The organism is Pseudomonas vlassakiae, assembly GCF_014269035.2.
GTDB lineage: Bacteria > Pseudomonadota > Gammaproteobacteria > Pseudomonadales > Pseudomonadaceae > Aquipseudomonas > Aquipseudomonas vlassakiae.
Window position 1 is genome coordinate 169,258 of sequence record NZ_JABWRP020000013.1, and the last position, 24,940, is coordinate 194,197.

General features: G+C 64.1%; 14 protein-coding genes and 6 tRNA genes. 19 read left to right on the top strand and 1 reads right to left on the bottom strand.

Features of this window, described 5'->3' with window-relative positions; translation table 11 throughout:
* Positions 1–2: 2 nt before the first annotated feature.
* The 14 genes from astA to mgtE all read left to right on the top strand — a co-directional run bounded on the left by astA (position 3) and on the right by mgtE (position 12,408).
* Positions 3–1,031 carry an arginine N-succinyltransferase gene (astA, locus tag HU738_RS17895; protein WP_186604487.1) on the top strand — a complete coding sequence of 343 codons (1,029 nt, stop codon included), beginning with the start codon at positions 3–5 and terminating at the stop codon, positions 1,029–1,031.
* Positions 1,032–2,495 carry a succinylglutamate-semialdehyde dehydrogenase gene (astD, locus tag HU738_RS17900; RefSeq protein WP_186604489.1) on the top strand — a complete coding sequence of 488 codons (1,464 nt, stop codon included), beginning with the start codon at positions 1,032–1,034 and terminating at the stop codon, positions 2,493–2,495.
* A 23-nt stretch (positions 2,496–2,518) separates the two neighbouring features.
* Positions 2,519–3,868, top strand: a complete 1,350-nt coding sequence (astB, locus tag HU738_RS17905) for an N-succinylarginine dihydrolase (RefSeq protein ID WP_186604491.1) — start codon at positions 2,519–2,521, stop codon at positions 3,866–3,868.
* Positions 3,869–3,882: 14 nt separating this feature from the next.
* On the top strand, positions 3,883–4,173 hold the full coding sequence (locus HU738_RS17910; protein ID WP_054886207.1) for a hypothetical protein: 291 nt from the start codon (positions 3,883–3,885) through the stop codon (positions 4,171–4,173).
* 10 nt (positions 4,174–4,183) lie between these two features.
* Complete coding sequence (astE, locus tag HU738_RS17915) at positions 4,184–5,191, top strand: succinylglutamate desuccinylase (protein WP_186604497.1); 1,008 nt, start codon at positions 4,184–4,186, stop codon at positions 5,189–5,191.
* Positions 5,192–5,497: 306 nt separating this feature from the next.
* Positions 5,498–8,122 (top strand): alanine--tRNA ligase, encoded by a 2,625-nt coding sequence (gene alaS, locus HU738_RS17920; protein WP_186604493.1) that lies wholly within the window; start codon positions 5,498–5,500, stop codon positions 8,120–8,122.
* Between the two features lie 85 nt (positions 8,123–8,207).
* A complete protein-coding gene (locus HU738_RS17925) occupies positions 8,208–9,443 on the top strand; it encodes an aspartate kinase (protein ID WP_099815407.1) in 1,236 nt (411 codons plus the stop codon).
* Positions 9,444–9,608: 165 nt separating this feature from the next.
* Complete coding sequence (gene csrA / locus HU738_RS17930) at positions 9,609–9,797, top strand: carbon storage regulator CsrA (RefSeq protein WP_003254503.1); 189 nt, start codon at positions 9,609–9,611, stop codon at positions 9,795–9,797.
* A gap of 72 nt (positions 9,798–9,869) precedes the next feature.
* Positions 9,870–9,960 (top strand) — tRNA-Ser (locus HU738_RS17935).
* Between the two features lie 106 nt (positions 9,961–10,066).
* Positions 10,067–10,143 (top strand) — tRNA-Arg (locus HU738_RS17940).
* A gap of 72 nt (positions 10,144–10,215) precedes the next feature.
* Positions 10,216–10,292: transfer RNA gene (locus tag HU738_RS17945), tRNA-Arg, on the top strand.
* A gap of 71 nt (positions 10,293–10,363) precedes the next feature.
* Positions 10,364–10,440: transfer RNA gene (locus HU738_RS17950), tRNA-Arg, on the top strand.
* A 69-nt stretch (positions 10,441–10,509) separates the two neighbouring features.
* Positions 10,510–10,586 (top strand) — tRNA-Arg (locus HU738_RS17955).
* A 379-nt stretch (positions 10,587–10,965) separates the two neighbouring features.
* On the top strand, positions 10,966–12,408 hold the full coding sequence (gene mgtE, locus HU738_RS17960) for a magnesium transporter (RefSeq protein ID WP_176509044.1): 1,443 nt from the start codon (positions 10,966–10,968) through the stop codon (positions 12,406–12,408).
* A 75-nt stretch (positions 12,409–12,483) separates the two neighbouring features.
* Here mgtE and HU738_RS17965 read toward each other — a convergent pair whose 3' ends face one another.
* Complete coding sequence (locus HU738_RS17965) at positions 12,484–12,810, bottom strand: Arc family DNA-binding protein (protein ID WP_003254499.1); 327 nt, start codon at positions 12,808–12,810, stop codon at positions 12,484–12,486.
* A gap of 347 nt (positions 12,811–13,157) precedes the next feature.
* Between HU738_RS17965 and phnN the strand changes: the two genes are divergently transcribed.
* The 5 genes from phnN to HU738_RS17990 form a co-directional block, all read left to right on the top strand.
* A complete protein-coding gene (gene phnN / locus HU738_RS17970) occupies positions 13,158–13,745 on the top strand; it encodes a phosphonate metabolism protein/1,5-bisphosphokinase (PRPP-forming) PhnN (RefSeq protein WP_186604973.1) in 588 nt (195 codons plus the stop codon).
* 126 nt (positions 13,746–13,871) lie between these two features.
* Positions 13,872–13,946: transfer RNA gene (locus HU738_RS17975), tRNA-Arg, on the top strand.
* Between the two features lie 201 nt (positions 13,947–14,147).
* Complete coding sequence (locus tag HU738_RS17980) at positions 14,148–15,125, top strand: TauD/TfdA family dioxygenase (RefSeq protein ID WP_186604975.1); 978 nt, start codon at positions 14,148–14,150, stop codon at positions 15,123–15,125.
* Between the two features lie 147 nt (positions 15,126–15,272).
* The gene (locus HU738_RS17985) at positions 15,273–18,668 is read left to right on the top strand and encodes a non-ribosomal peptide synthetase (protein ID WP_186604977.1); all 3,396 of its coding nucleotides are present in this window, start codon (positions 15,273–15,275) and stop codon (positions 18,666–18,668) included.
* 2 nt (positions 18,669–18,670) lie between these two features.
* On the top strand, positions 18,671–24,940 hold a 6,270-nt coding region (locus HU738_RS17990; protein ID WP_217871486.1), incomplete at its 3' end, for a non-ribosomal peptide synthetase.

Genomic DNA, 24,940 nt, shown 5'->3' on the forward strand with positions numbered 1-24,940 from the left:
GCATGATCGTTCGTCCTGTACGCAGCAGCGATTTACCCGCGCTGATCGAATTGGCCCGCAGCACCGGCACCACCGGGCTGACCACCCTGCCGGCCAACGAGGAGCGCCTTGGCCACCGCGTCGGCTGGGCCGAAAAGAGCTTCCGCGGCGAAGCCGAGCGTGGCGACACCGACTACCTGTTCGTGCTGGAGAACGATGAGGGCCTGGTGGTTGGCATCAGCGCCATCGCCGGCGCCGTCGGCCTGCGTGAGCCTTGGTACAACTACCGGGTCGGCCTCACGGTCAGCGCCTCCCAGGAGCTGAAGATCTACCGCGAAATCCCCACGCTGTTCCTGGCCAACGACCTGACCGGCAACTCCGAGCTGTGCTCGCTGTTCCTGCGCAGCGATTACCGCTCCGGGCTCAACGGCCGCCTGCTGTCGCGTGCGCGCATGCTGTTCATTGCCGAGTTCCCTGAACTGTTCGGCAACAAGATCATCGCTGAAATGCGCGGCATGTCCGACGAGCAGGGCCGTTCGCCATTCTGGGAAAGCCTGGGCCGGCACTTTTTCAAGATGGAGTTCAGCCAGGCCGACTACCTCACTGGCGTGGGCAACAAGTCGTTCATTGCCGAGCTGATGCCCAAGTTCCCGCTGTACACCTGCTTCCTGTCCGAAGCTGCGCGCAATGTCATCGGCCGTGTGCACAGCGACACCGAACCTGCGCTGGCGATGCTCAAGCAGGAAGGCTTCAGCTACCAGGGCTATGTCGACATCTTCGACGCAGGCCCGGCCATCGAATGCGAGACGTCGAAGATCCGCGCCGTGCGCGAGAGCGAGACCCTGGTGCTGGCCGTGGGCACGCCGGGTGATGACGCGACCCCTTACATCATTCACAACCGCAAGCGCGACGACTGCCGCATCACCGCAGCCCCCGCGCGCCTCGCCGCGGGCACGCTGGTGGTCGACCCGCTGACCGCCAAGCGCCTGCGCATGGGCGCCGGCGACAACGTACGCGCCGTGCCGCTGTCGGCAAGCCGGGAGGCCCAGTAAATGACTACGCATTACATCGCAGGCAACTGGCTGGTAGGCCAGGGCGAAGCCCTGCAGTCGCTCAACCCGGTGACCCAGGCGGTCGTCTGGCAAGGGCAGGGGGCCGATGCCGGCCAGGTCGACGCAGCCGTCAAGGCGGCTCGCCAGGCATTCCCGGCCTGGGCGCAACTGAGCCTGGACGCCCGCATCGAGGTGCTGGAGAAGTTCGCCGAGCAACTGAAGCAGCATGCCGAGGCATTGGCACATTGCATCGGTGAGGAAACCGGCAAGCCGCTGTGGGAATCGGCCACGGAAGTGACCAGCATGGTCAACAAGGTGGCGATCTCGGTGCAGAGCTACCGCGAACGTACCGGCGAGAAGAGCGGCCCGCTGGCCGATGCCACCGCCGTGCTGCGGCACAAGCCCCACGGCGTGGTGGCGGTGTTCGGCCCGTACAACTTCCCCGGCCATTTGCCCAATGGCCACATCGTGCCGGCACTGCTGGCGGGCAATTGCGTGGTGTTCAAACCCAGCGAGCTGACCCCCAAGGTCGCCGAACTGACGGTCAACTGCTGGATCGCCGCAGGCCTGCCGGCCGGTGTGCTCAACCTGGTGCAGGGGGGCCGTGAAACCGGTGTGGCGCTGGCCGCCAACCCGGGTATCGATGGCCTGTTCTTCACCGGCTCCAGCCGCACCGGCAACCTGCTGCACCAGCAGTTCGCCGGCCGGCCGGAGAAGATCCTTGCCCTGGAAATGGGCGGTAACAACCCGCTGGTGGTGGATGAGGTCAAGGACCTTGATGCCGCGGTGTACACCATCATCCAGTCGGCATTCATTTCTGCCGGCCAGCGCTGCACCTGCGCGCGCCGTCTGCTGGTACCGCAGGGCGCCTGGGGCGATGCGCTGATCGCGAGGCTGGTCGAGGTGTGCCGCAGCATTACCGTTGGCGCCTTCGACCAACAGCCGGCACCTTTCATGGGCTCGGTGATCTCGTTGCAGGCCGCGCAGGCATTGATGACGGCCCAGGCCGAACTGCTGGCCAAAGGTGCGGTGGAGCTGCTGGCAATGACCCAGCCCCAGGCCAACGCCGCGCTGCTCACGCCGGGTATTGTCGATGTGACTGCGCTGGCCGAGCGCCCGGACGAAGAGTTCTTCGGCCCGCTGCTGCAGGTTATCCGCTACGCCGATTTCGATGCCGCCATCGACGAGGCCAACAATACCCAATACGGCCTGGCCGCCGGCCTGCTGTCCGATTCCCGGGCGCGCTACCAGTACTTCTGGCTGCGCAGCCGCGCCGGTATCGTCAACTGGAACAAACAGCTGACCGGCGCCGCCAGCAGTGCGCCGTTCGGTGGGGTCGGTGCCAGTGGCAACCACCGCGCCAGTGCCTACTACGCAGCCGATTACTGCGCTTACCCCGTGGCTTCGCTGGAGACCGCCAGCCTTGCCCTGCCGGCGACCCTGACGCCGGGCGTCACCCTATAACAACAGGTCACGGAGCCTAGCCGATGAAATCCTATGAAGTGAATTTTGATGGCCTGGTGGGGCCAACCCACAACTACGGCGGCCTGTCCTACGGTAACGTGGCTTCGCAGAGCAACAGCCAGCAAGGGTCAAACCCGCGGGAAGCGGCGCGCCAGGGCCTGGCCAAGATGAAAGCGCTGGCCGACCTGGGCTTCAAGCAGGGCGTGCTGGCGCCGCAAGAACGCCCGGACGTGGCCGCCCTGCGCCGCCTGGGCTTCAGCGGCAGCGATGCTGAGGTGATTCGGCGTGCCGCCAAGGAGGCCATGCCACTGCTGGTCGCCAGTTGCTCGGCCTCGAGCATGTGGGTGGCCAACGCCGCCACCGTCAGCCCGAGCGCCGACACGGCCGATGGTCGCGTGCACTTCACGGCTGCCAACCTCAACTGCAAGTACCACCGCAGCATCGAGCACCCGACCACCAGCCGTGTGCTGGCGGCGATGTTCAACGACGACAAGCACTTCGCCCACCACGAAGCGCTGCCCGCCGTGGCGCAGTTCGGCGATGAAGGCGCGGCCAACCATACGCGCTTCTGCCGCGAATACGGTGAAGCCGGGGTGGAGTTCTTCGTCTATGGCCGCAGTGCCTTCGATAGCCGCTACCCCGCGCCGCAGAAGTACCCGGCGCGGCAAACGCTGGAGGCCTCCCAGGCTGTGGCGCGGCTGCACGGCCTGAGCGAGGACGGTGTGGTCTACGCTCAACAGAACCCGGCGGTGATCGACCAGGGCGTGTTTCACAACGATGTGATTTCGGTCGGTAACGGTGAAGTGCTCTTCTATCATGAGGACGCTTTCCTCGAGACCGATGCGGTGCTTGGCCAGCTGCAGGCTAAACTGGCCAGCAAGGGTGGCAACTTCCAGGCCATCCGTGTGCCGCGTGCGGCGGTGACGGTAGAGGATGCCGTGCGCTCCTACCTGTTCAACAGCCAGCTGCTCAGCCGTGACGATGGCTCGATGCTGCTGGTGGTGCCGGAAGAGTGCCGCAACAACGAGCGGGTCTGGGCCTATCTGGGCCAGCTGACCGCCCAAGGCGGTGCGGTGAAGGAGGTCAAGGTGTTCGACCTCAAGCAGAGCATGCAGAACGGCGGTGGCCCGGCTTGCCTGCGGTTGCGCGTGGCATTGAAGGAATCGGAACTGGCAGCGGTCAATCCAGGCGTTATCATGACCGCCCCGCTGTACGACACTCTGCTGCAGTGGGTCGACAAGCACTACCGCGATCGCCTTGGCGAAGCCGACCTTGCCGACCCGCAGCTGCTGCTGGAGTGCCGCACCGCACTGGATGAATTGACCCAGATCCTGAAGTTGGGCTCGGTGTACCCGTTCCAACGCCAACCTTGAAGAGAGAATTTGCAATGACCGACGCCCTGCGCCTGATCCTCGAAGATGTAGACGGCACCCAGCTGGAAACCTCCTGCACCCGTTTTGCCATTGTCTGGCAAGGCAAGGAAGTGTGGGTCCAGCAGGACGGCCGTGGCCAGCTGCTGATCGGCGTGGATGTCGAGGAAGGCGATGTCGAATACGCCAACCTGCTGCTGCGTCCGATGGCCACCAACCTGGTCAGCCTGCAGCTGGAAATGGAGCCGGCGGAAGTCGGCGAAGAGGACGATCATGTCCATGGCCCTGACTGCGGCCACCACCACTAAGGAAGCGCCTATGCTCGCCCTTGGCAAATTGCTCGAGCTGACCCTGACCGATCACGAACCGGCCGAGAAGACCCAAGTGACAACCAAGGGCGTGCGCTTGCGCTGGTTGGGGGAGGGCGCACTGGAGGTGCGTCCGCCCGAAAACGAGGATTGTGGGCTCGATCTGCTGCTTTCGGCCGGTATTCACGGTAATGAAACAGCACCGATCGAACTGCTCGAAAGGCTCCTGCATGGCGTGGCCAACGGCAAGATCAAGCCGCGTGCACGGATTCTGTTCCTGTTCGGCAACCCGGTCGCCATCCGCAAAGGCGAGCGTTTTGTCGAGCAGGATATCAACCGGCTGTTCAACGGTCGCCATGAGCTCTCCAGTGGGTTCGAGGCATTGCGTGCCGCCGAGCTGGAACAGTTCGCCCGGGTGTTCTTCAGCAAGCCTGGGCGTACCCGCCTGCATTACGACCTGCATACCGCCATCCGTGGCTCGAAGATCGAGCAGTTCGCCCTTTATCCTTACAAGGAGGGGCGCAAGCATTCCCGTCGCGAGCTGGCCCGCCTGGCTGCTGCCGGCATGGAGGCGGTGCTGTTGCAAAGCAAGTCATCCATCACCTTCAGTGCCTTCACCTACGAGCAACTGGATGCCGAGGCGTTCACCCTGGAGCTGGGCAAGGCGCGGCCGTTCGGGCAGAACGAGCAGGTCAACCTCGACAGGCTTGAAGAACGGTTGATTCATATCATCGAGGATACCGAGCCTGAAATCGACGGCTCGCTGGACGGCCTCAAACTGTTCAGCGTCGCCCGCGAGATCATCAAGCACAGCGACAGCTTCCACCTGCACCTGCCGGCGGACATCGAAAACTTCTCCGAGCTGAGCAAGGGGTACTTGCTGGCCGAAGACCTGGCGGAGATGCGCTGGGTGGTCGAGGAGGAGGGGGCGCGGATCATTTTTCCCAATCCCAGGGTCAAGAATGGCCTGCGCGCCGGCATCCTGATCGTGCCTGATTCGGGGCAGCGCCTGGGCTGAGACCGTGGCCGCCGCTGAAAACGGCGGCAGGTTGTCGGATCCGATCGCTGATGAAAACCTTTTAATTCACCGCCTGTTCCATTTTCCCTTCCCTTGGGCGGTAATTGGCTTGCCAGTGGCGAAAGGCTGCAATTAGCATCCGCTCATGTCATTTTCATTTGCAAGCGCCTTAAAAGCCGTCCAATCGACGCTTTCTATCGCATAAACACACTGCACCTTGCTTGCAGGACCGATATAATGCGGCCCTTTGCCGTCGTTTCGTCGACGTGTTTGCCCCCAAGGGCCGCCGTTTCCGTGGAAGAACCTATGAAAAGCGCAGAAATCCGTGAAGCCTTCCTCCGCTTCTTCGAAGAGCAGGGCCATACCCGAGTCGCCTCCAGTTCGCTGATCCCGAACAACGACCCGACCCTGCTGTTCACCAACGCTGGCATGAACCAGTTCAAGGACTGCTTCCTCGGTGCCGAGAAGCGTGCCTACACCCGCGCTGTCAGCAGCCAGAAGTGCGTGCGTGCCGGTGGCAAGCACAACGACCTGGAAAACGTCGGCTACACCGCGCGTCACCACACCTTCTTCGAAATGCTGGGCAACTTCAGCTTCGGCGACTATTTCAAGCGCGATGCGATCACCTTCGCCTGGACCTTCCTGACCTCCGAGAAGTGGCTGAACCTGCCCAAGGAAAAGCTCTGGGTCACCGTCTACGCCTCCGACGACGAAGCCTACGACATCTGGACCAAGGAAGTCGGCGTGCCGGCCGAGCGCATGGTGCGCATCGGCGACAACAAAGGCGCCCCATACGCCTCCGACAACTTCTGGACCATGGGTGACACCGGCCCGTGCGGCCCTTGCACCGAGATCTTCTACGACCACGGCGCCGACATCTGGGGCGGCCCACCCGGCTCGCCGGAGGAAGACGGCGACCGCTACATCGAGATCTGGAACAACGTCTTCATGCAGTTCAACCGCACCGCCGACGGCGTGCTGCACCCGCTGCCAGCGCCGTCGGTGGACACCGGCATGGGCCTGGAGCGCATCAGTGCGGTCATGCAGCACGTGCACTCGAACTACGAGATCGACCTGTTCCAGAACCTGCTGTCTGCCGCGGCCAAGGCCATCGGCTGCAGCAACGACGGCCAGGCTTCGCTGAAAGTGGTTGCCGACCACATCCGTTCCTGCGGTTTCCTGATTGCCGACGGCGTACTGCCGTCCAACGAAGGCCGTGGCTACGTGCTGCGCCGCATCATTCGCCGCGCTTGCCGTCACGGCAACAAGCTGGGCGCCAAGGGCAGCTTCTTCTACCAGATCGTCGCTGCCCTGGCCGCCGAGATGGGCGAGGCCTTCCCCGAGCTGAAGAGCCAGCAGGCGCACATCGAACGCGTGCTCAAGGCCGAGGAAGAACAGTTCGCCAAGACCCTGGAGCAGGGCCTGCGCATCCTCGAGCAGGACCTGGCCCAGCTCAAGGGCGACGTGGTCCCGGGCGACGTGGTGTTCAAGCTGTACGACACCTACGGTTTCCCGATGGACCTGACCGCCGACATCGCTCGCGAGCGCGAGCTGACCATCGACGAAGCCGGCTTCGAGCGTGAAATGGAAGCCCAGCGCGAGCGTGCCCGCTCTGCCAGCAGCTTCGGCATGGACTACAACAGCCTGGTCAAGATCGACAGCGCCACCGAGTTCCTCGGCTATGACGCCACCGAAGGCCAGGGCAAGATCATCGCCCTGTACAAGGACGGCCAGTCTGTCGACCAGTTGGGTGAAGGCGAGCAGGGCGTCGTGGTGCTCGACCGCACCCCGTTCTATGCCGAATCCGGTGGCCAGGTCGGCGACAGCGGCTTCTTGCAGGCCGGCGCTGCACGCTTCGACGTGCGCGACACCACCAAGACCGGCGGTGCCTTCCTGCACCACGGCGTGGTCGCCAGCGGTGCGCTGGTCATCGGCTCGCCTGTCGAGGCCAAGGTCGATGCCGACGTGCAGCACGCCACCTCGCTGAACCACTCGGCCACTCACCTGCTGCACGAAGCGCTGCGCCAGGTGCTGGGCGAGCACGTACAGCAGAAGGGCTCGCTGGTCGACAGCCAGCGCCTGCGTTTCGACTTCAGCCACTTCGAGGCGGTCAAGCCGGAGCAGATCAAGGCCCTGGAAGACATCGTCAACCGTGAAGTGCGCAAGAACACCCCGGTTGAAACCGAGCTGACCGATATCGAAACCGCCAAGGCCAAGGGCGCCATGGCCCTGTTCGGCGAGAAGTACGGTGACACCGTGCGCGTGCTGAGCATGGGGGGCGATTTCTCCGTCGAGCTGTGCGGCGGTATCCATGCCAAGCGCACCGGCGATATCAGCCTGTTCAAGATCATCAGCGAAGGTGGCGTGGCCTCGGGTGTGCGCCGTATCGAAGCGGTTACCGGTGCCGCTGCGCTGGACTACCTGAACGCTGCCGAAGAGCAGGTCAAGGAAGCCGCGCAGCTGGTCAAGGGCAACCGTGACAACCTGATCGACAAGCTGTCGGCTGTGCTCGAGCGCAACCGCCAGCTGGAAAAGCAGCTCGAGCAGCTGCAGGCCAAGGCCGCCAGCGCCGCCGGGGACGATCTCTCCAACGCGGCCGTTGAGGTCAAAGGTGCCAAGGTGCTTGCCGCCCGCCTGGATGGGCAGGATGGCAAGGCACTGCTGGCGCTGGTCGATCAGCTGAAGAACAAGCTCGGCCACGCAGTGATCCTGCTGGGCAGCGAGCATGAGGGCAAGGTCGTGCTGGTGGCCGGCGTGACCAAGGACCTCTCCAGCCAACTCAAGGCTGGTGACCTGATGAAACAAGCCGCTGCGGCAGTGGGTGGCAAGGGCGGTGGCCGTCCGGACATGGCCCAGGGTGGTGGCGTCGACGTCGCTGCACTGGACCAGGCGCTGGCGCTGGCCGTGCCGTTCGCAGAGCAGGGACTTTGAGATGAAGGGGCGGGTGGTCTAGTCATCTGCTCCTTCATGTTGGATGGTTTTTTTGAGGCCCGGTACGGGCTGAGGCACCATTGAAATGGCGTTGATCGTACAGAAATTTGGCGGCACCTCTGTCGGTTCCATCGAGCGGATCGAGCAGGTAGCCGAAAAGGTCAAGAAACACCGTGAAGCGGGCGACGACCTGGTGGTTGTGCTGTCGGCCATGAGCGGTGAAACCAATCGCCTGATCGATCTGGCCAAGCAGATCACCGATCAGCCGGTTCCGCGTGAGCTGGATGTGATCGTGTCGACCGGTGAGCAGGTCACCATTGCCCTGTTGACCATGGCCTTGATCAAGCGTGGTGTGCCAGCGGTGTCCTACACCGGCAACCAGGTGCGCATCCTCACCGACAGCGCGCACAACAAGGCGCGCATCCTGCAGATCGACGACCAGAAGATCCGTGCCGACCTCAAGGAAGGCCGCGTGGTCGTGGTGGCCGGTTTCCAGGGTGTCGACGAGCACGGCAGCATCACTACCCTCGGCCGCGGTGGCTCCGACACCACCGGCGTGGCCCTGGCGGCTGCGCTGAAGGCAGACGAGTGCCAGATCTACACCGACGTCGATGGCGTCTACACCACCGACCCGCGCGTTGTGCCGCAAGCGCAGCGCCTGGAGAAGATCACCTTCGAAGAGATGCTGGAAATGGCCAGCCTTGGTTCCAAGGTGTTGCAGATCCGCTCGGTGGAGTTCGCCGGCAAGTACAACGTTCCGCTGCGCGTGCTGCACAGCTTCAAGGAGGGTCCAGGTACCCTCATTACCATTGATGAAGAGGAATCCATGGAACAGCCGATCATTTCCGGTATCGCCTTCAACCGTGATGAGGCCAAGCTGACCATTCGTGGCGTACCGGACACCCCGGGCGTTGCCTTCAAGATCCTCGGCCCGATCAGCGCTTCGAACATCGAGGTGGACATGATCGTGCAGAACGTTTCCCACGATAACACCACCGACTTCACCTTCACCGTGCACCGCAACGAGTACGAGAAGGCCTACAGCGTGCTGGAAAACACCGCGCGTGAGATCGGTGCCCGTGAAGTGATCGGCGACACCAAGATCGCCAAGGTGTCGATCGTCGGCGTTGGCATGCGCTCCCACGCGGGCGTTGCCAGCCGCATGTTCGAAGCCCTGGCCAAGGAGAGCATCAACATCCAGATGATCTCCACCTCCGAAATCAAGGTCTCGGTGGTCATTGAAGAGAAGTACCTGGAGCTGGCCGTACGCGCGCTGCACACCGCGTTCGAACTTGACGCTCCGGCCCGACAGGGCGAGTAACGCCTGGCCTGGAGGGCGCGGCTTAGCCGCGCCCTTCGCGTTTCTGGTCGCCACGCAGGCCTTGTCCTGCCAGCGGGGCGATCATCCAGGCCATGTGCGTCGTCCGCGCTCAGGCCTGACATCCCAAGACTGTAACCCCTGAATGTTTTGCGTAAGGAGAAAGCTATGTTGATTCTGACTCGTCGGTGCGCCGAGAGCCTGATCATTGGAGACGGCGAGATCACCGTGACGGTGCTCGGCGTGAAAGGCAACCAGGTGCGTATTGGTGTCAGCGCCCCTAAAGAAGTGGCCGTTCACCGCGAAGAAATCTACCTGCGGATCAAGAAAGAGAAGGACGAGGAGCCAAGCCTTTAATTTTTTTGAAGTTTTTTTCAAAAAAAGGGTTGCAAACGAGGAAGAGCCTGTTTAATATTCGCCTCGTGTTGCGGTGAGGTGGCCGAGTGGCCGAAGGCGCTCCCCTGCTAAGGGAGTATACCTCATAAGGGTATCGGGGGTTCGAATCCCCCCTTCACCGCCATTATTTGCGTAGGGCGCTGTAAACGGTAAGAACGCTAAGTCGTTGAAGTTAAACGAAAAAGTTCTTGCAAAAATGTTTCAGCGAACTATCATGCGCGGCAAGACACGGACTCATAGCTCAGCTGGATAGAGTACTCGGCTACGAACCGAGCGGTCGCAGGTTCGAATCCTGCTGAGTCCGCCACTTTTGAAGTGGCTTTGCATGCAAGGCTGCTTCAAATCACCAGTGGTAACCTGGTCTAAAATTACCAATCGCGGACTCATAGCTCAGCTGGATAGAGTACTCGGCTACGAACCGAGCGGTCGCAGGTTCGAATCCTGCTGAGTCCGCCACTTTTTGAAGTGGCTCTGCTTGCAAAGTCGCTTCATTCACCAGCGGTATCTGGTTTGAAACTGCCAACCACGGACTCATAGCTCAGCTGGATAGAGTACTCGGCTACGAACCGAGCGGTCGCAGGTTCGAATCCTGCTGAGTCCGCCACTTTTGAAGTGGCTCTGCTTGCAAAGTCGCTTCATCACCAGCGGTATCTGGTTTGAAACTGCCAACCACGGACTCATAGCTCAGCTGGATAGAGTACTCGGCTACGAACCGAGCGGTCGCAGGTTCGAATCCTGCTGAGTCCGCCATACACGATAAGAAGCCCGCTCATTTGAGCGGGCTTTTTGTTTTTCTCTTTCACTGTTTTGTCAGTGATGCCTGACTAGACTGCACAGTAACCAGCCCGACAGACTTTTGCGCGGTGAATGTGTTCTTTATCACGCGCATGCCGTCGCACAGGTAGCATCGAGCGTTGTCCCAGCTTTATCTCGCAAACGATTGTTCTGGCCGAAATTTTAAGCGATCTGACAGCTTAGGCAGTGTATGATTGCGCCCGTCAGCCCCGCCGGGGCTTGTGGAAAACCACCATGGACTTACCCAGTAGTTACTCCCTAACAAGATTCATACAGCTAGATCTGACTGATTGATTCTCCCGGCGTGCTCCGCTGCTGGGAGTGGAGTTCGCCTATGACTGAAGTAGAAGTAAAGAAAGCTCAAGAGAGCCTGCAGGATCGCCTGGCCCAGGTGGTCGAACTGCTGCAGCGCCAACGTGTGGTGGAAGACCTGACCCATCGTCAGGAAGGTCAGCACAACGATCTGGTGGAAAACCTCGTCCACCGCCAGAACCTGGTCGACCTGCAGCGCAAGCTGGACGACCTGCACCCAGCCGACGTCGCCTACATCCTCGAAGCCTTGCCCTTGCAAGACCGTCTGACGGTCTGGCAGCTGGTGCGCTCGGACCGTGACGGCGACATCCTCCTCGAAGTATCCGACTCTGTTCGTCAGTCGCTGATCGCCGACATGGACGATCACGAGATCCTGGCTGCCGCCAAGGAAATGGACGCCGACGAACTGGCCGACCTGGCGCCAGAGCTGCCGCGTGACGTGGTTCACGAGCTGATGGAAAGCCTCGATGCCCAGCAGCGCGAGCGGGTCCGCTCGGCACTGAGTTACGACGAGGAGCAGGTCGGTGCGCTGATGGACTTCGAGATGGTCACCATCCGCGAAGACGTCAGCCTGGAAGTGGTGCTGCGCTACCTGCGCCGCCTGAAAGAGTTGCCCAACCATACCGACAAGCTGTTCGTGGTCGACTATGAAGGCATTCTCAAGGGCGTATTGCCAATCAAGCGCCTGTTGGTCAACGACCCAGAGAAGAAAGTGGCGGAGGTCATGGCGACCGACCCCGTGTCTTTTCATCCTGAGGAAGATGCCTACGACGCGGCTCAGGCCTTCGAACGTTATGACCTGGTTTCGGCGCCAGTGGTCGACAAGGGTGATCGTCTGATCGGCCGTCTGACGATTGACGAGATGGTTGACCTGATCCGTGAGGAGAGCGAAAGCGAAGTCCTCAACATGGCCGGTCTGCGTGAAGAGGAAGACATCTTCGCCTCGGTCTGGCGTTCGCTGCGCAACCGTTGGGCCTGGCTGGCGATCAACCTGATTACCGCCTTTGTCGCCTCGCGGGTGATCGGCTTGTTCGAAGGATCGATCGAGAAGCTGGTGGCGCTGGCTGCGCTGATGCCCATCGTTGCCGGTATTGGTGGCAACTCGGGCAACCAGACCATCACCATGATCGTCCGTGCCATGGCACTGGACCAGGTGTCGCCGGGCAATACCAGCCGGCTGATGCGCAAGGAGTTGGCGGTGGGGCTGCTCAATGGCCTGGTCTGGGGCGGGGTTATCGGCGCGGTGGCCTTCTGGCTCTATGGCAGCTGGTCCCTGGGCGTGGTGATGACCGCCGCCATGACGCTGAACCTGTTGCTGGCGGCCTTCATGGGCGTGCTGATTCCCATGACCCTGACACGCCTGGGGCGCGATCCGGCCATGGGCTCGAGCGTGATGATCACCGCCGTGACCGACAGTGGCGGCTTCTTCATCTTCCTGGGCCTGGCGACACTGTTCCTGCTCTGAAGCGCCAGCAGAAAAACAAGCCCAACCAAAAAAGCCAGCATACGCTGGCTTTTTCGTGTCTGCTCGCTGTCGGCCTCAGGAGGCGTCGGCGGCCATTTCCACATCGTGAGCGATGAGGGCCACCAGCGCATTCTGCTGGCGGTGCGACAGCTGGCGGAAACGTTGCAGGAGCTCGCGCTCATGCAGCGACAGCTCCGGGCTGTCCAGGCGCATGCTCAGCTCGTCGCCCAGCGCACCTTCCTGGATAAGGCTCTGCTCCAGGCGCGCGATGATCTCGGAGTTCATGCTGCGGTGATGGTTGCGCGCTACCTCGGCAATGCGCTCACGCATCCCGTCTGGCAGGCGGACGACGAACTTGTCAGCGGTGCGGCTCGAATAAATAGCCTGTTTCATTGGGCGCATATAAATTGACCGGATTTACTGGTTCAGGGGAAGCGGTTCTCAAATTGGCCGCACGGGGTGGAAGTACGACCGTGGCGACGACAAAATGTTCAACCGTCATGAATATTTGGAAGGTCATCTTGCCTCATGGCCGCCGTTTCCTTGGCGTCAATTCTGTGACAAATAGTGAGCCGGATAAAGGCTTTTTGCCAGTACCAATTATCAGAAATGAGTACTGGTTTGAAAAGTTTTACATCATCCGGCCCGTCGCACCGTCAGCCTTTTGCCGCCAAAAACCTGTAAAACGCAGCAAAGGACGCAGAAAACACCTAGAATGCGCGGGTTTCCTTCCATAGAGCATAGTGGCTATGCAACATGACGCAAGCGCCCGAGATGGAGCCTCAGGCCGCCTGATATTCCTGATAGGACCCTCCGGTTCGGGAAAAGATTCCCTGATCGATGCCGCGCGTGCGCAATTGTCTGCGGCAGGCGTCGAAATAGCCCGTCGCATCATTACCCGTTCCGCCGAAGCCAAGGGTGAAGCGGCCCATGGCGTCAGCGCGGAGCGGTTCGCGCAGCTGCGCGAAGAGGGCGCGTTCGCCATGCACTGGCGAGCCAATGGCCTGGAGTACGGGATACCGGCCCAGGTGGACACGTGGCTGGCGCAGGGGCGCTCGGTGCTGGTCAATGGTTCCAGGGCTTATTTGCCAGAAGCCCAGGCGCGTTACCCTGGTCTTTTGGCAGTGTGCCTGGACGTGCAGCCCGCCGTGCTGCGTGAACGCTTGCTGGCCCGTGGGCGGGAGACCCCGGAGCAAGTCGACCAGCGCCTGGCGCGCAATGCGCTGCTGCAATTGAACGCTGGGCCATCGCTGCACCACCTCGACAATTCAGGGGAGTTGGCCACGGCGGTGGCGGCCTTGCTCGATCTGCTGCGCCAGGAAAAGTTGCTTGGCTGAGCGGCTTTCAGAAACCCCCTACGTGCAAAAAGCCCGATTCAGGCATGACAAACGGTGGCGCGCTGGTTAACATGCTCGCCGTCCCGCTGCTGCTGCTTTCAGTCAGCACATGGCTGGCGGGTTGCAGTCCCTGTAGTTTAATGGATAGAACGGGGTCCTCCTAAGACTCTGGTGCAGGTTCGATTCCTGCCGGGGACGCCATCCACGCTAAATCCCTCCCTCTGCCCCTCGTTTCCTTTGCACAAGGCCGACGTGCGCCGTACGCGCCACCGGAGCTTGCTGTCTTTTCATCGAGGGTCGAAGGATGCTTGCCGCCATTTGTTTCAAGGCCAGCCAGGTGCTGCCTGTTGCCAATCAGTTGCTGCTCAACCCGCTGCGGCCAGCTGCCGCGAGGGGGAGGCCATGAGTGCCACACTGGAACTGCTGGCCCGGCCCCTGCTGCCTGGCCAGCGCAGCCTGCCCTTACTGGTCGAGGCACCCCATGCCGGCCTGGACCTCAACGAGGCGCTGGAGCCGATCCGTGCGTTGGTGGACCGTCATTTGCTCGATGCCGGTGGCATCCTTTTTCGCGGTTTCGACGTGGGCGGCGCCGAGGCTTTTCGCAGCTTTGCCGGCGGCTTTGGCCACCCGCTGCTGAACTATGAGTTCGGCTCTACCCCGCGCAGTAACGTTACCCAGGGCGTGTACACCTCTACCGAATACCCGCCGCACCAGAAAATCCCGCTGCACAACGAGCAGGCCTACACCCGTGAATGGCCGATGAAGATCTGGTTCTACAGCATGATCGCCGCCCAGAGCGGCGGGGAAACGCCCATCGCCGACAGCCGCGAAGTGTTCCGCCGGATCGCCCCGCGTATCCACGAGCGTTTCAATCGTCATGGGCTGATGTACGTGCGCAACTTCGGCAATGGCCTGGATGTGCCTTGGGAGCAGGTGTTCAACAGTGACGATCCGGCAGTGGTGCAAGCCTACTGCCAACGCCATGCGATCACCTGCGAATGGAAGGACGACGGCGAACTGCGGACTCGCCAGACCTGCCAGGCCGTGGCCCGCCACCCGCGAACCTTTGAGGATGTGTGGTTCAACCAGGCGCACCTGTTCCATGTGTCCAACCTGCCGCCTGAGGTGCGCGAGAGCTTGCTGGAAATCGTCGACGAGCAAGACCTGCCTCGTAATGTCTATTACGGCGACGGTTCACCGATCGAAGACTCGATCCTCGACGAAGTACGCGGTGTGCTGGATGAGTGCACCATCGCCTTCCCCTGGCAGGAAGGCGATGTGCTGATGCTCGATAACATGCTCGCCGCCCACGCCCGCAGCAGCTTCACCGGCAAGCGCAAGGTCATCGTGGCCATGGCCGAGGGGCACGGCGCAGGTTGAGCCGCGCAGCGCGGCAGTCAGCGCAGGCGCGCTGCCGCAAAAGCGCTGCGACGGTTTTGCCAACAGCACCTAAATGCAAGCCGGAACCATTCGTTCAACAGGTATCGCGGAGCCCAGGGCGGCTCCCATCACCGGTTCGGACGACCTATGAGCACCCTCGATCAATCCCTGAAGCTGGCGCGCCGCTTCATTGAACTGCCGCTGGAAAAACGCCGTGTCTTCTTCGCCGCCCTGCGCGACGAGCAAGTCGATTTCAGTCAATACCCCATCCCCGACTGCAGCGGCATTGCTGGTCGCGACCAGGTCTCGTATGCCCAGCAGCGCATGTGGTTCCTCTGGCAGCTGGAACCCGGCAGCGCTGCCTACAACCTGCCAGGGGCCGTGCGCCTGCTAGGCCGCCTCAACCACCAGGCGCTGGACCTGGCCTTTGCCGACCTGGTGCAGCGCCACGAGTGCCTGCGCACCACCTTCGAGGAAGTCGACGGCCAGGCCGTGCAGTGTGTGGGTGACGGTGCGCAGGTGCGGGTGCGCCATGTCGACCTGTCCACGCTGGATGCCGATCAGCGGTTGCAACAGACCCGTGAGGAGGTCGCCCGCGAAGCCGCACAGCCGTTCGACTTGCGACATGGCCCGCTGCTGCGGGCCGCGCTGCTGCAACTGGCTGCGGATGAACATGTGTTGCTGCTGACCATGCATCACATCATTGCCGACGGCTGGTCGATGAACATCCTGATCGACGAGTTCATGCGTTGCCTGGACGCCCGCAGCGCCGGAAACCAGGCCCAGTTACCGGCGCTGGCCGTGCAGTACCGTGACTACGCCCTGTGGCAGCGCAGCTGGATGGAAGCCGGTGAGCAGGCCCGTCAGCTCGACTACTGGCGAGCTCAGCTGGGCGAGGAGCATGAGCCCCTGGAATTGCCCACCGACCGGCCACGCCCGGCACAGCCGAGCCATGCCGGTGCGCGCCTTGAATTCGCCATCGACGCCGAGCTGCGCAGCGGCCTGAAGGCGCTGGCCCAACGTCAGGGTACGACCTTGTTCGTGGTGCTCCTGGCAGCCTTCAAAACCCTGTTGTACCGCTACAGCGGGCAGGGCGACATCCGCGTCGGAGGCCTGATTGCCAACCGCAACCGCGGCGAGGTCGAGGGACTGATCGGTTTCTTCGTCAATACCCAGGTGCTGCGCAGTCAGCTGGATGGGCAGCAGACGTTCGAGCAGCTACTGGCAGCGCTGCGTCAGACCGCCCTCGGCGCCCAGGCCCACCAGGAGCTGCCATTCGATGCGCTACTGGAGGCGCTGCAGCCCAACCGCAGCCAGAGCCACAACGCGCTGTTCCAGGTCATGTACAACCATCAGCCGCTGGTCACCGACATCCAGGGCATGCGCCTGGGTTGCGGCTTGCAATTGGCGCATCTGGACGCTGAACAGAGCGTGGCCGGCGCCCGCAGCCATGCCGCTGCCAGCGACCTGATGCTGGAAACCCGCGAGGAAGGCGAACGCCTGCTGGCTGCCTTCACCTACGCCACGGATCTGTTCGATGCCGCCACCGTCGAGCGCATGGCCGGCCACTGGCGCAACCTGCTGCGCAGCGTGCTGGCCGACCCGCAACGTCGAATCGGCGAGCTGGAATTGCTCGATGCGGCTGAATCCCGCCAACTGCAGGCTTGGGCACTGCAAGCACCTGCACCTCAGGCAGCGGCGTTGGCCCACCAGCGCTTTCAGGCCCAGGCAGCGCGTTCGCCCGAGGCGGTCGCGCTGGTGCTGGCTGGAGAAGGGCAGGGCGCCAGCCTGAGCTATGCCGAGCTGGAGCGTCGCAGCAACCGCCTGGCCCAGCGCCTGGTGCAGGCCGGTGTCGGCCCCGAGGTGCTGGTCGGTGTGGCGCTTGAGCGTTCGCTGGACATGGGGGTCGCCCTGCTGGCGGTGCTCAAGGCCGGCGGTGCCTATGTGCCGCTGGACCCGCAAGCGCCCAGCGAGCGCATCGCCCAGGTGTTCGCCGACAGCGGCCTGCGTCTGCTGTTGACCCAATCGACCCTGCTGAACCAACTGCCTGAAGCCGGCGGTATCGAGGTCATCTGCCTGGACCACGCGCAGGGCGAGCACCCTGAGCATGCACCGCAGGTATCACTGCGGCCGGGCAACCTGGCCTATGTGATCTACACCTCCGGCTCCACCGGCCGTCCCAAGGGCGTCGCCATCAGCCACGGCGCGCTGGCCGAGTTCTGCGAGCTGGCCAGCGACTATTCGCGCCTGACCGCCGATGATCGCGTGCTGCAGTTCGCCACCTGCAGCTTCGACGGTTTCGTCGAGCAGTTCTATCCACCGCTGTGCGTCGGTGCCCGTGTGGTGCTGCGCGACCGCCACCTGTGGGACAGCACCCGCTTCCTGCACGCCCTGCAACGGCACGGCATCACTGTCGCCGACCTGCCGGCTGCCTACTGGCACATGCTGGTGCAGGACTACGCGCGCGACACGCCACCGGCATTTGCCGCATTGCGCCAGGTGCATGTTGGCGGCGAAGCCATGGCGGTGGACGGGCTCGACCTGTGGCGCCGCGCCGGCCTGGCCGGTGTGCGCCTGCTCAACACCTATGGCCCGACCGAGGCCACGGTGGTGTCCAGCATCCACGACTGCACGGCGCTGGCCTCGCGCGATGTGTCCTGGCGCGGTATCCCCATCGGCCAGGGGCTGGCCGGGCGGCGCCTGTGCATCCTCGACGGCGAGATGCAGCCCGTACCGGCTGGCGCCATTGGCGAGCTGTACATCGGTGGCCCGGGCCTGGCGCGCGGTTACTACGGCCAGCCCGCACTCAGCGCCGAACGCTTCCTGCCCGACCCCAATGTGCCCGGCGCACGCTTGTACCGCACAGGTGACCGTGCCCGTTTCGACGCCAATGGCGCTATCGAGTACATCGGTCGGGTCGATCATCAGGTGAAGGTGCGCGGCTTCCGTATCGAGCTTGGCGAGATCGAGATGCGCCTGCAGCAATGCCCCGGCGTGCGCGAAGCGGCGGTGCTGGCCCTGGACATGGCCGGTGGGCGGCAACTGGTTGCCTATGCGGTCACCGACGCCGACGGCACCGATGCCGAGGCACAGCGCCAGGCGATCCGCCAGGGCCTGCGTGCGACGCTGCCGGACTACATGGTGCCGTCGCATCTGGTGCTGCTGGACCGCCTGCCGCTAACCCCCAGCGGCAAACTCGACCGCAAGGCCCTGCCCGCGCCTGACCCGAGCCAGCTACAGGCCGGCTTCCGTGCGCCAGTCAGCGAGCCGCAGCAACGCCTGGCGGCAATCTGGATGGAAGTCTTGCAGGTGCCCCGCGTCGGCCTCGACGACAGTTTCTTCGACCTGGGCGGGCATTCGCTGCTGGCAGCCCAGGTCATTGCCCGGATCAAGTCCGAACTGGGCGTCGCGCTGCCCATGCGCAGCCTGTTCGAACGCCCGCACCTGGCTGCCCTGGCCGAAGAGCTGGAGGCCCTGGGCGGTACCGCCGACGAGGACTGGGCCGACATGGAAGCGTTCATGAATTCACTGGAGGAGGTTTGAGCATGACCCGCAACACGACGCTGCGTATCGCCGAGAAGTTCATCGGGTTGCCGCTCGAACAACGCCGTCAGTTCCTCGCCAGGCTGCGCCAGGATGGCAAGGACTTCGGCCTGCTGCCGATCCCGGTCAGCCGCCACGGCCATGAAGCCATTGCGCTGTCCTACGCCCAGCAGCGCCTGCTGTTCCTCTGGCAGCTCGATCCGCAGAGCGCGGCCTATAACATGGCTGCCGGCCTGCGCCTGCGCGGCGATCTGGACCAGAGCCGTCTGCAAGGCGCCTTCGACGCCCTGATCGAGCGCCACGAAGCGTTGCGTACGGTGTTCCAGGTCGACGGCGAGCAGCCGCTGCAACGGGTGCTGGCGGCCGAGCCCCTGGCCTTGCGGCATGTCGACCTTGGCACCGCCGGCGAGGCTGAGCTGGCCCGACAGGTGGAAGAGGAAGTCAGTCGCCCGTTCGACCTGCTCAAGGGCCCACTGCTGCGCGCCAGCCTGTTCCGCCTGGGCCAGGACGAATACGTGCTGGTGGTGTGCATGCACCATATCGTCTGCGACGGTTGGTCGATGGACGTGATGGTCCGCGAGTTCGTCCAGTGCTACCAGGCCGGCCCTCAGAGCCTGCCAGCGTTGCCCTTGCAGTATGCCGACTATGCCGTGTGGCAGCGCCGCTGGCTGGAAGCCGGCGAGGGCGAGCGGCAGTTGCAGCACTGGCGCGAGCAGCTCGGCGATGACCACCCCTTGCTCGAGGTGGCGGCCGACTTCCCGCGCCCGCCAGTGCAGAGCCTGCAAGGCGAGACCCTCAGGTTCGATTTCGGCGGGCCGCTGTCACAGCGCCTGCGCGACGCCGCCCGGGCGCAGGGGGTGACGCTGTTCATGCTGATGCTGACCGGTTACGCCGTGTTCCTCTCGCGCCACTCCGGCCAGCGCGACATCCGCATCGGCGTGCCCAACGCCAACCGCGGGCGCGAAGAGGTGGAGGGCTTGATCGGCTTCTTCGTCAACACCCAGGTGCTGCGCTGCGTGGTCGACGAGCGCCTGTCGCTGAGTGAACTGCTGGTGCAGGTGCGCGAAGCGACCTTCGCCGCACAGGCCAATCAGGAGCTGCCCTTCGAGCAGTTGGTGGAGGTGCTCGCGCCCGAGCGTAGCCTTGGCCATAACCCGCTGTTCCAGGCCAAGTTCAACCAGAACGTCGGTGTGCAGAAGCAGACCGCCGTGCAACTGCCGGGGCTGGCCGTCAGCGAGTATCCGCTGCGCAAGGAGGGCACCCACTTCGATCTGGCTCTGGACATCACCGACGACGGCAGCCTGGTGCACGGCGAGATGACCTACGCCAGCGATCTTTACCAGCGCGCTACCATCGAAGGGTTCATCGTTGCCCTGCGCGAGCTGTTCGAGACGCTGCTCGATGCGCCCGATACGCCGCTGCATACCCTGGTCAAGGCGCCTGCCGCAGAGGTTGCCAGCCAGCGTGCGCAACCGGCCCTGGTCCTGCAGCGTTGGGACGAGCAGGTCCGTCGCCAGCCCGATGCCATTGCGCTGGCTTGTGCCGGGCAGCGCCTCAGCCATGCCGAGTTGGACCACCAGGCCAATCGCCTGGCCCACCACCTGCGCGACCTGGGCGTCGCTGCGGGGCAGCCGGTCGCGGTGCTGATGGAGCGCTCGCCGGGCTGGCTGGTGTGCCTGTTGGGCATTCTCAAGGCGGGTGGCGTGTACATGCCGCTGGACACCAAGGCGCCAACCGAGCGCCTGCACGGCATGCTGCAGCGCAGTGGCGCGCAGGCGCTGCTGTGCGATGCGGCTGAGCCGCGCCAGCAGGCGCTGGCATCGTCCGGCTGCCAGGTTCAGCCTTACGCACCGGAGCGCTGGGCCGCCTTGCCGGGCGATGCACCACATATCCGGATGCTGCCGGGTGCACCGGCCTATGTGATCCACACCTCCGGTTCCACCGGCCAACCGAAGGGGGTGGTGGTCAGCCATGGCGCGCTGGCCAGCTATGTCGACGGCCTGCTGCAACGCCTGGATCTGGCCACGGACGCGAGCATGGCGCTGGTCTCCACCATTGCCGCCGACCTTGGTCACACGGTACTGTTCGGCGCCCTGTGCTCCGGGCGCACGCTGCACGTGTTGCCAGAGACGCTGGGCTTCGACCCGGATGCCTTCGCCGCCTACATGGCCGAGCAGCGCATCGGCGTGCTGAAGATCGTCCCCAGCCACCTCAACGGCTTGCTGCAGGCGGTCAATGCTGGCGACGTGTTGCCCGAACATGCGCTGATCGTCGGTGGCGAGGCCTGCTCACCCGTGTTGTACCAGAAAGTGCGCGAGCTCAAGCCAGGCTGCCGCTTCATCAACCACTACGGCCCCAGCGAAACCACGGTCGGTGTACTGACCCATGAGCTGCAAGGTGCAGTGACCCAGGCGGTGCCGTTGGGCACTGTGCTGCCGGGGGCCAGCGTGCGGGTGCTGGACGATGTGCTCAACGGGGCGCCGGCGCGGGTCGCTGGCGAGCTGTACATTGGCGGCGACAGCCTGGCGCAAGGCTATCTTGGCCAGGCGGCACTCACCGCCGAGCGTTTCGTGCCCGACCCGTTCGGCGCGCCGGGCACGCGCCTGTACCGCAGCGGTGACCGCGTGCGTCGCGACAGCGCCGGCTTGCTGCACTTCCTCGGGCGCGCCGACGATCAGGTGAAGATCCGTGGTTATCGTGTCGAGCCCGGGGAAGTCGGCCGCGTGCTGCGTGGCCTGGCCGGGGTTCATGACGCGGTGGTGCTGGCCGTCCCGCAAGGGGACGACGCGGCGCAACTGCAACTGGTCGGCTGGTGCGTGCCGGGTAACCCCGCGCCGAGCGTCGAGGCCCTGCGCGAGCAGTTGCAGGCGCTGCTGCCAGACTACCTGGTGCCGGCCCATCTCATGCTGCTGGAGCGCCTGCCACTGACCGCCAACGGCAAGCTGGACCGCCGCGCGCTGCCGCAGCCGCAGGTACACCTCAAGCGCCATGTCGCCGCCAGCACACCACTGGAGGAGCAACTGCTGGCCATCTGGCAAGCGGTGCTCAAGCGTGAAGACATCGGCGTCGAGGACAACTTCTTCGAGCTCGGGGGCGATTCCATCCTCAGCCTGCAGATCATCGCCCGGGCCAAGCGCCAGGGCATCAGGCTGAGCCCGCGCCAGCTGTTCGAGAAGCAGACCATCGCCCAGCTGGCCAAGGTCGCCAAGTTGATCACTGCAGCGGCCAAGCCTGCCGCTGTCGCGCAGGTCAGCGGCGGCATGCCGCTGCTGCCGGTGCAGGCGCGCTTCTTCGAACTGGCGCTGGTTCAGCCTGGGCATTACAACCAGGCGGTCATGCTGCAGCCACGCCAGGCGCTGACGGCGAACATCGTCGAACAGGCCCTGGCGTTGCTGGTCAACCAGCACGATGCACTGCGCCTGGCTTTCAGCCAGGTGAACGGCAGCTGGCATGCCGAGCACCGTACCAGCGTGCCAGGTGGGCTGCTCTGGCACCGCCAGGCGGCCGATGCCGCGCAACTGCTGGCCATTGCCGAAGAGGCGCAGGGCAGTCTCGATCTCGCTCAGGGGCCACTGCTGCGCGCGGTGTTGTGCGACCTCGCCGAAGGCGGGCAGCGCCTGCTGCTGGTGATTCATCACCTGGTGGTCGATGGTGTGTCCTGGCGGGTGCTGCTGGACGACCTTGAGCAGGCTTGCCTGGCCCAGCTGGCCGGGCGCACGCCCGCGCTGGCGGAAAAGAGCACGGCGTTCAAGGCCTGGGCCGAACGCCTGGTGGGCTGGGCCGCGGAGCCTGCCCGTGGGGCAGAACTGGCCTACTGGCAAGCGACCCTCGCCGGGCTGAGCGGTGACCTGCCGACGGCACGCCGCGACGCCGGGTTGCAGGTGCGTCACGCCCGCACCGTGCACTGCCGCCTGGATGCCGACACCACGCATAAATTGCTGCAGCAGGCGCCAGCGGCCTATCGCACGCAGGTCAACGACCTGCTGCTGACCGCCCTGGCGCGGGTGCTGTGCCGCTGGACCGGGCAGGGCAGTGTGCTGGTCCAGCTGGAAGGTCATGGCCGCGAAGACCTGTTCGACGGCGTGGACCTGAGCCGAACGGTGGGTTGGTTCACCAGCCTGTTCCCGGTAGCGCTGACCCCGACCGACGCCCTGGGCGGCTCGCTCAAGGCCATCAAGGAGCAGTTGCGTGGCGTGCCCGGGCGCGGCATCGGCCATGGCGCGCTGCGTTACCTCGGCAGCCCGGCGCAGCAGGCGGCGCTGCAGGCGCTGCCGCAAGCGCGGGTAACATTCAACTACCTCGGCCAGTTCGACCAGGGCTTTGCCGAGGACCGCTTGTTCGCACCCGCCCTGGAAAGTGTGGGCGCCACCCAGGCGGCCGATGCGCCGCTGGGCAACTGGTTGAGCATCAACGGCCAGGTGCTGGGGGGCGAGCTGGAACTGGGCTTCACCTTCAGCCACGCGATGTTCGATGAGCCGGTGATCGCTGGCCTGGCTGATGACTACGCCCAAGAGCTGGCCGCGCTGGTCACCCATTGCCTCGACGAACAGGCCGGCGGTGCCACCCCGGCCGACTTCCCGCTGGCCGGCCTGACTCAGGCCCAGCTGGATGCGCTGCCGGTCGACCTGCGCCAGGTCGAGAACATCTACCCGTTGGCACCGATGCAGGAAGGCATGCTGTTCCACAGCTTGTACGACGGCCAGGCCAGCAGCTACGTCAACCGCCTGCGCCTGGACCTCGACGACCTCGACCCGCAACGTTTCATCCAGGCCTGGCAGCAGGCACTGGACCAGCATGAGTCGCTGCGCGCCGGTTTTGTCTGGGAGCAGGGCCTGGAGGCGCCGCGCCAGGTGGTGCTGCGCCATGTCGAGCTGCCGTTCGAACGCTTCGACTGGGCAGGCGAGGCTGATATCGACGCACGCCTGGAAACCCTGGCGCAGGCCGAGCAGGCACGCGCCTTCGACCTAGGCCAGGCGCCGCTGCTGCGCCTGGTGCTGGTGCGCACCGGGCCGCAGCGCCATCACCTGATCTACACCAGCCACCACATTCTCATGGACGGCTGGAGCAATTCGTTGCTGTTCGCGACGGTGATGCAGGCCTACGCGGGGCAGCCGGCCGCGCTGGCGCAGACCACGCGCAGTGATTATCTCGGCTGGTTGCAGCAGCAGGATCGCGCGGGTGCCGATGCCTTCTGGAAAGCCCAACTGCTTGATCTGGACGGCCCGACACTGCTCGGTGGCACACGCGATGCCAAGCCGTCCGGGCAGGGCGCGCTGGTGCTGGAACTGGGTGAAGCATTGAGCCAAGCCCTGAAGCACTTTGCGCAGGCCCAGCAAGTCACCCTCAACAGTGTGCTGCAGGCCGCCTGGGCACTGCTGTTGCAGCGCCGCACCGGTCAACCTCGGCCGTGCTTCGGTGCTACCGTGTCCGGGCGCCCGGCGGAATTGTCGGGTATCGAGCAGCAACTGGGCCTGTTCATCAATACGCTGCCGGTGGCCGCCGAGCCGCAGGGGCACATACCGGTCGCCGACTGGGTGCGTGAGGTGCAGGCGCTCAACGTGCGCCTGCGCGAGTACGAATACCTGCCGCTGTACGCTATCCAGGCAGCAGCAGGGCGCCCTGGCGAGGCGCTGTTCGACAGCCTGCTGGTGTTCGAGAACTATCCGCTGGCGCAGAGCCTGTCGCAGATCAGTGCTGGTCTGCGTTTGTCCGGCCTGGATTATCAGGAATACAGTGGTTACCCGCTGACCCTGATTGCTGAAGCACGGGATCAGGTGCAGCTGACCTTCGCCTACCAGCGCCAGGCCTTCGATCACGAGCAGGTGCAGCAGATTGCGGCCGAGCTGCGTCATCTGCTGCAGGGCTTCGCCAGCACGCCGCAAGCCTTGCTGGGCAGCTTCGGGTTGGTCGATGCAGCGGTTTATTCGCGAATCGTGAACGGCTGGAACGCCACGGCACGCGACTACCCGGGCACGCCGTACGTGCATCAGCGGTTCGAACAGCAAGCCGCCCGTCAACCGCAGGCGCCGGCCCTGACCTTTGCCGAGCGTACCTTGAGCTATGCCGAACTCAATGCCGAGACCAATCGCCTGGCTGAACATCTGCGCGGCCTGGGCGTCGGCCCGGACGTGCTGGTCGGCATCGCCGCCGAGCGCTCGGTGGAAATGGTCGTCGGCCTGCTGGCGATCCTCAAGGCCGGTGGCGCCTATGTGCCGCTCGACCCGGAATACCCGCAGGACCGTCTGGCCTACATGTTCGAGGACAGCGGCATC

Coding starts and splice junctions, on each gene's coding strand:
- HU738_RS17985 (WP_186604977.1), top strand. CDS start 15,273: ATGAGCACCCTCGATCAATCCCTGAAGCTGGCGCGCCGCTTCATTGAA.
- astA (WP_186604487.1), top strand. CDS start 3: ATGATCGTTCGTCCTGTACGCAGCAGCGATTTACCCGCGCTGATCGAA.
- astE (WP_186604497.1), top strand. CDS start 4,184: ATGCTCGCCCTTGGCAAATTGCTCGAGCTGACCCTGACCGATCACGAA.
- HU738_RS17910 (WP_054886207.1), top strand. CDS start 3,883: ATGACCGACGCCCTGCGCCTGATCCTCGAAGATGTAGACGGCACCCAG.
- HU738_RS17980 (WP_186604975.1), top strand. CDS start 14,148: ATGAGTGCCACACTGGAACTGCTGGCCCGGCCCCTGCTGCCTGGCCAG.
- astD (WP_186604489.1), top strand. CDS start 1,032: ATGACTACGCATTACATCGCAGGCAACTGGCTGGTAGGCCAGGGCGAA.
- phnN (WP_186604973.1), top strand. CDS start 13,158: ATGCAACATGACGCAAGCGCCCGAGATGGAGCCTCAGGCCGCCTGATA.
- HU738_RS17925 (WP_099815407.1), top strand. CDS start 8,208: ATGGCGTTGATCGTACAGAAATTTGGCGGCACCTCTGTCGGTTCCATC.
- astB (WP_186604491.1), top strand. CDS start 2,519: ATGAAATCCTATGAAGTGAATTTTGATGGCCTGGTGGGGCCAACCCAC.
- alaS (WP_186604493.1), top strand. CDS start 5,498: ATGAAAAGCGCAGAAATCCGTGAAGCCTTCCTCCGCTTCTTCGAAGAG.
- HU738_RS17965 (WP_003254499.1), bottom strand. CDS start 12,810: ATGCGCCCAATGAAACAGGCTATTTATTCGAGCCGCACCGCTGACAAG.
- csrA (WP_003254503.1), top strand. CDS start 9,609: ATGTTGATTCTGACTCGTCGGTGCGCCGAGAGCCTGATCATTGGAGAC.
- mgtE (WP_176509044.1), top strand. CDS start 10,966: ATGACTGAAGTAGAAGTAAAGAAAGCTCAAGAGAGCCTGCAGGATCGC.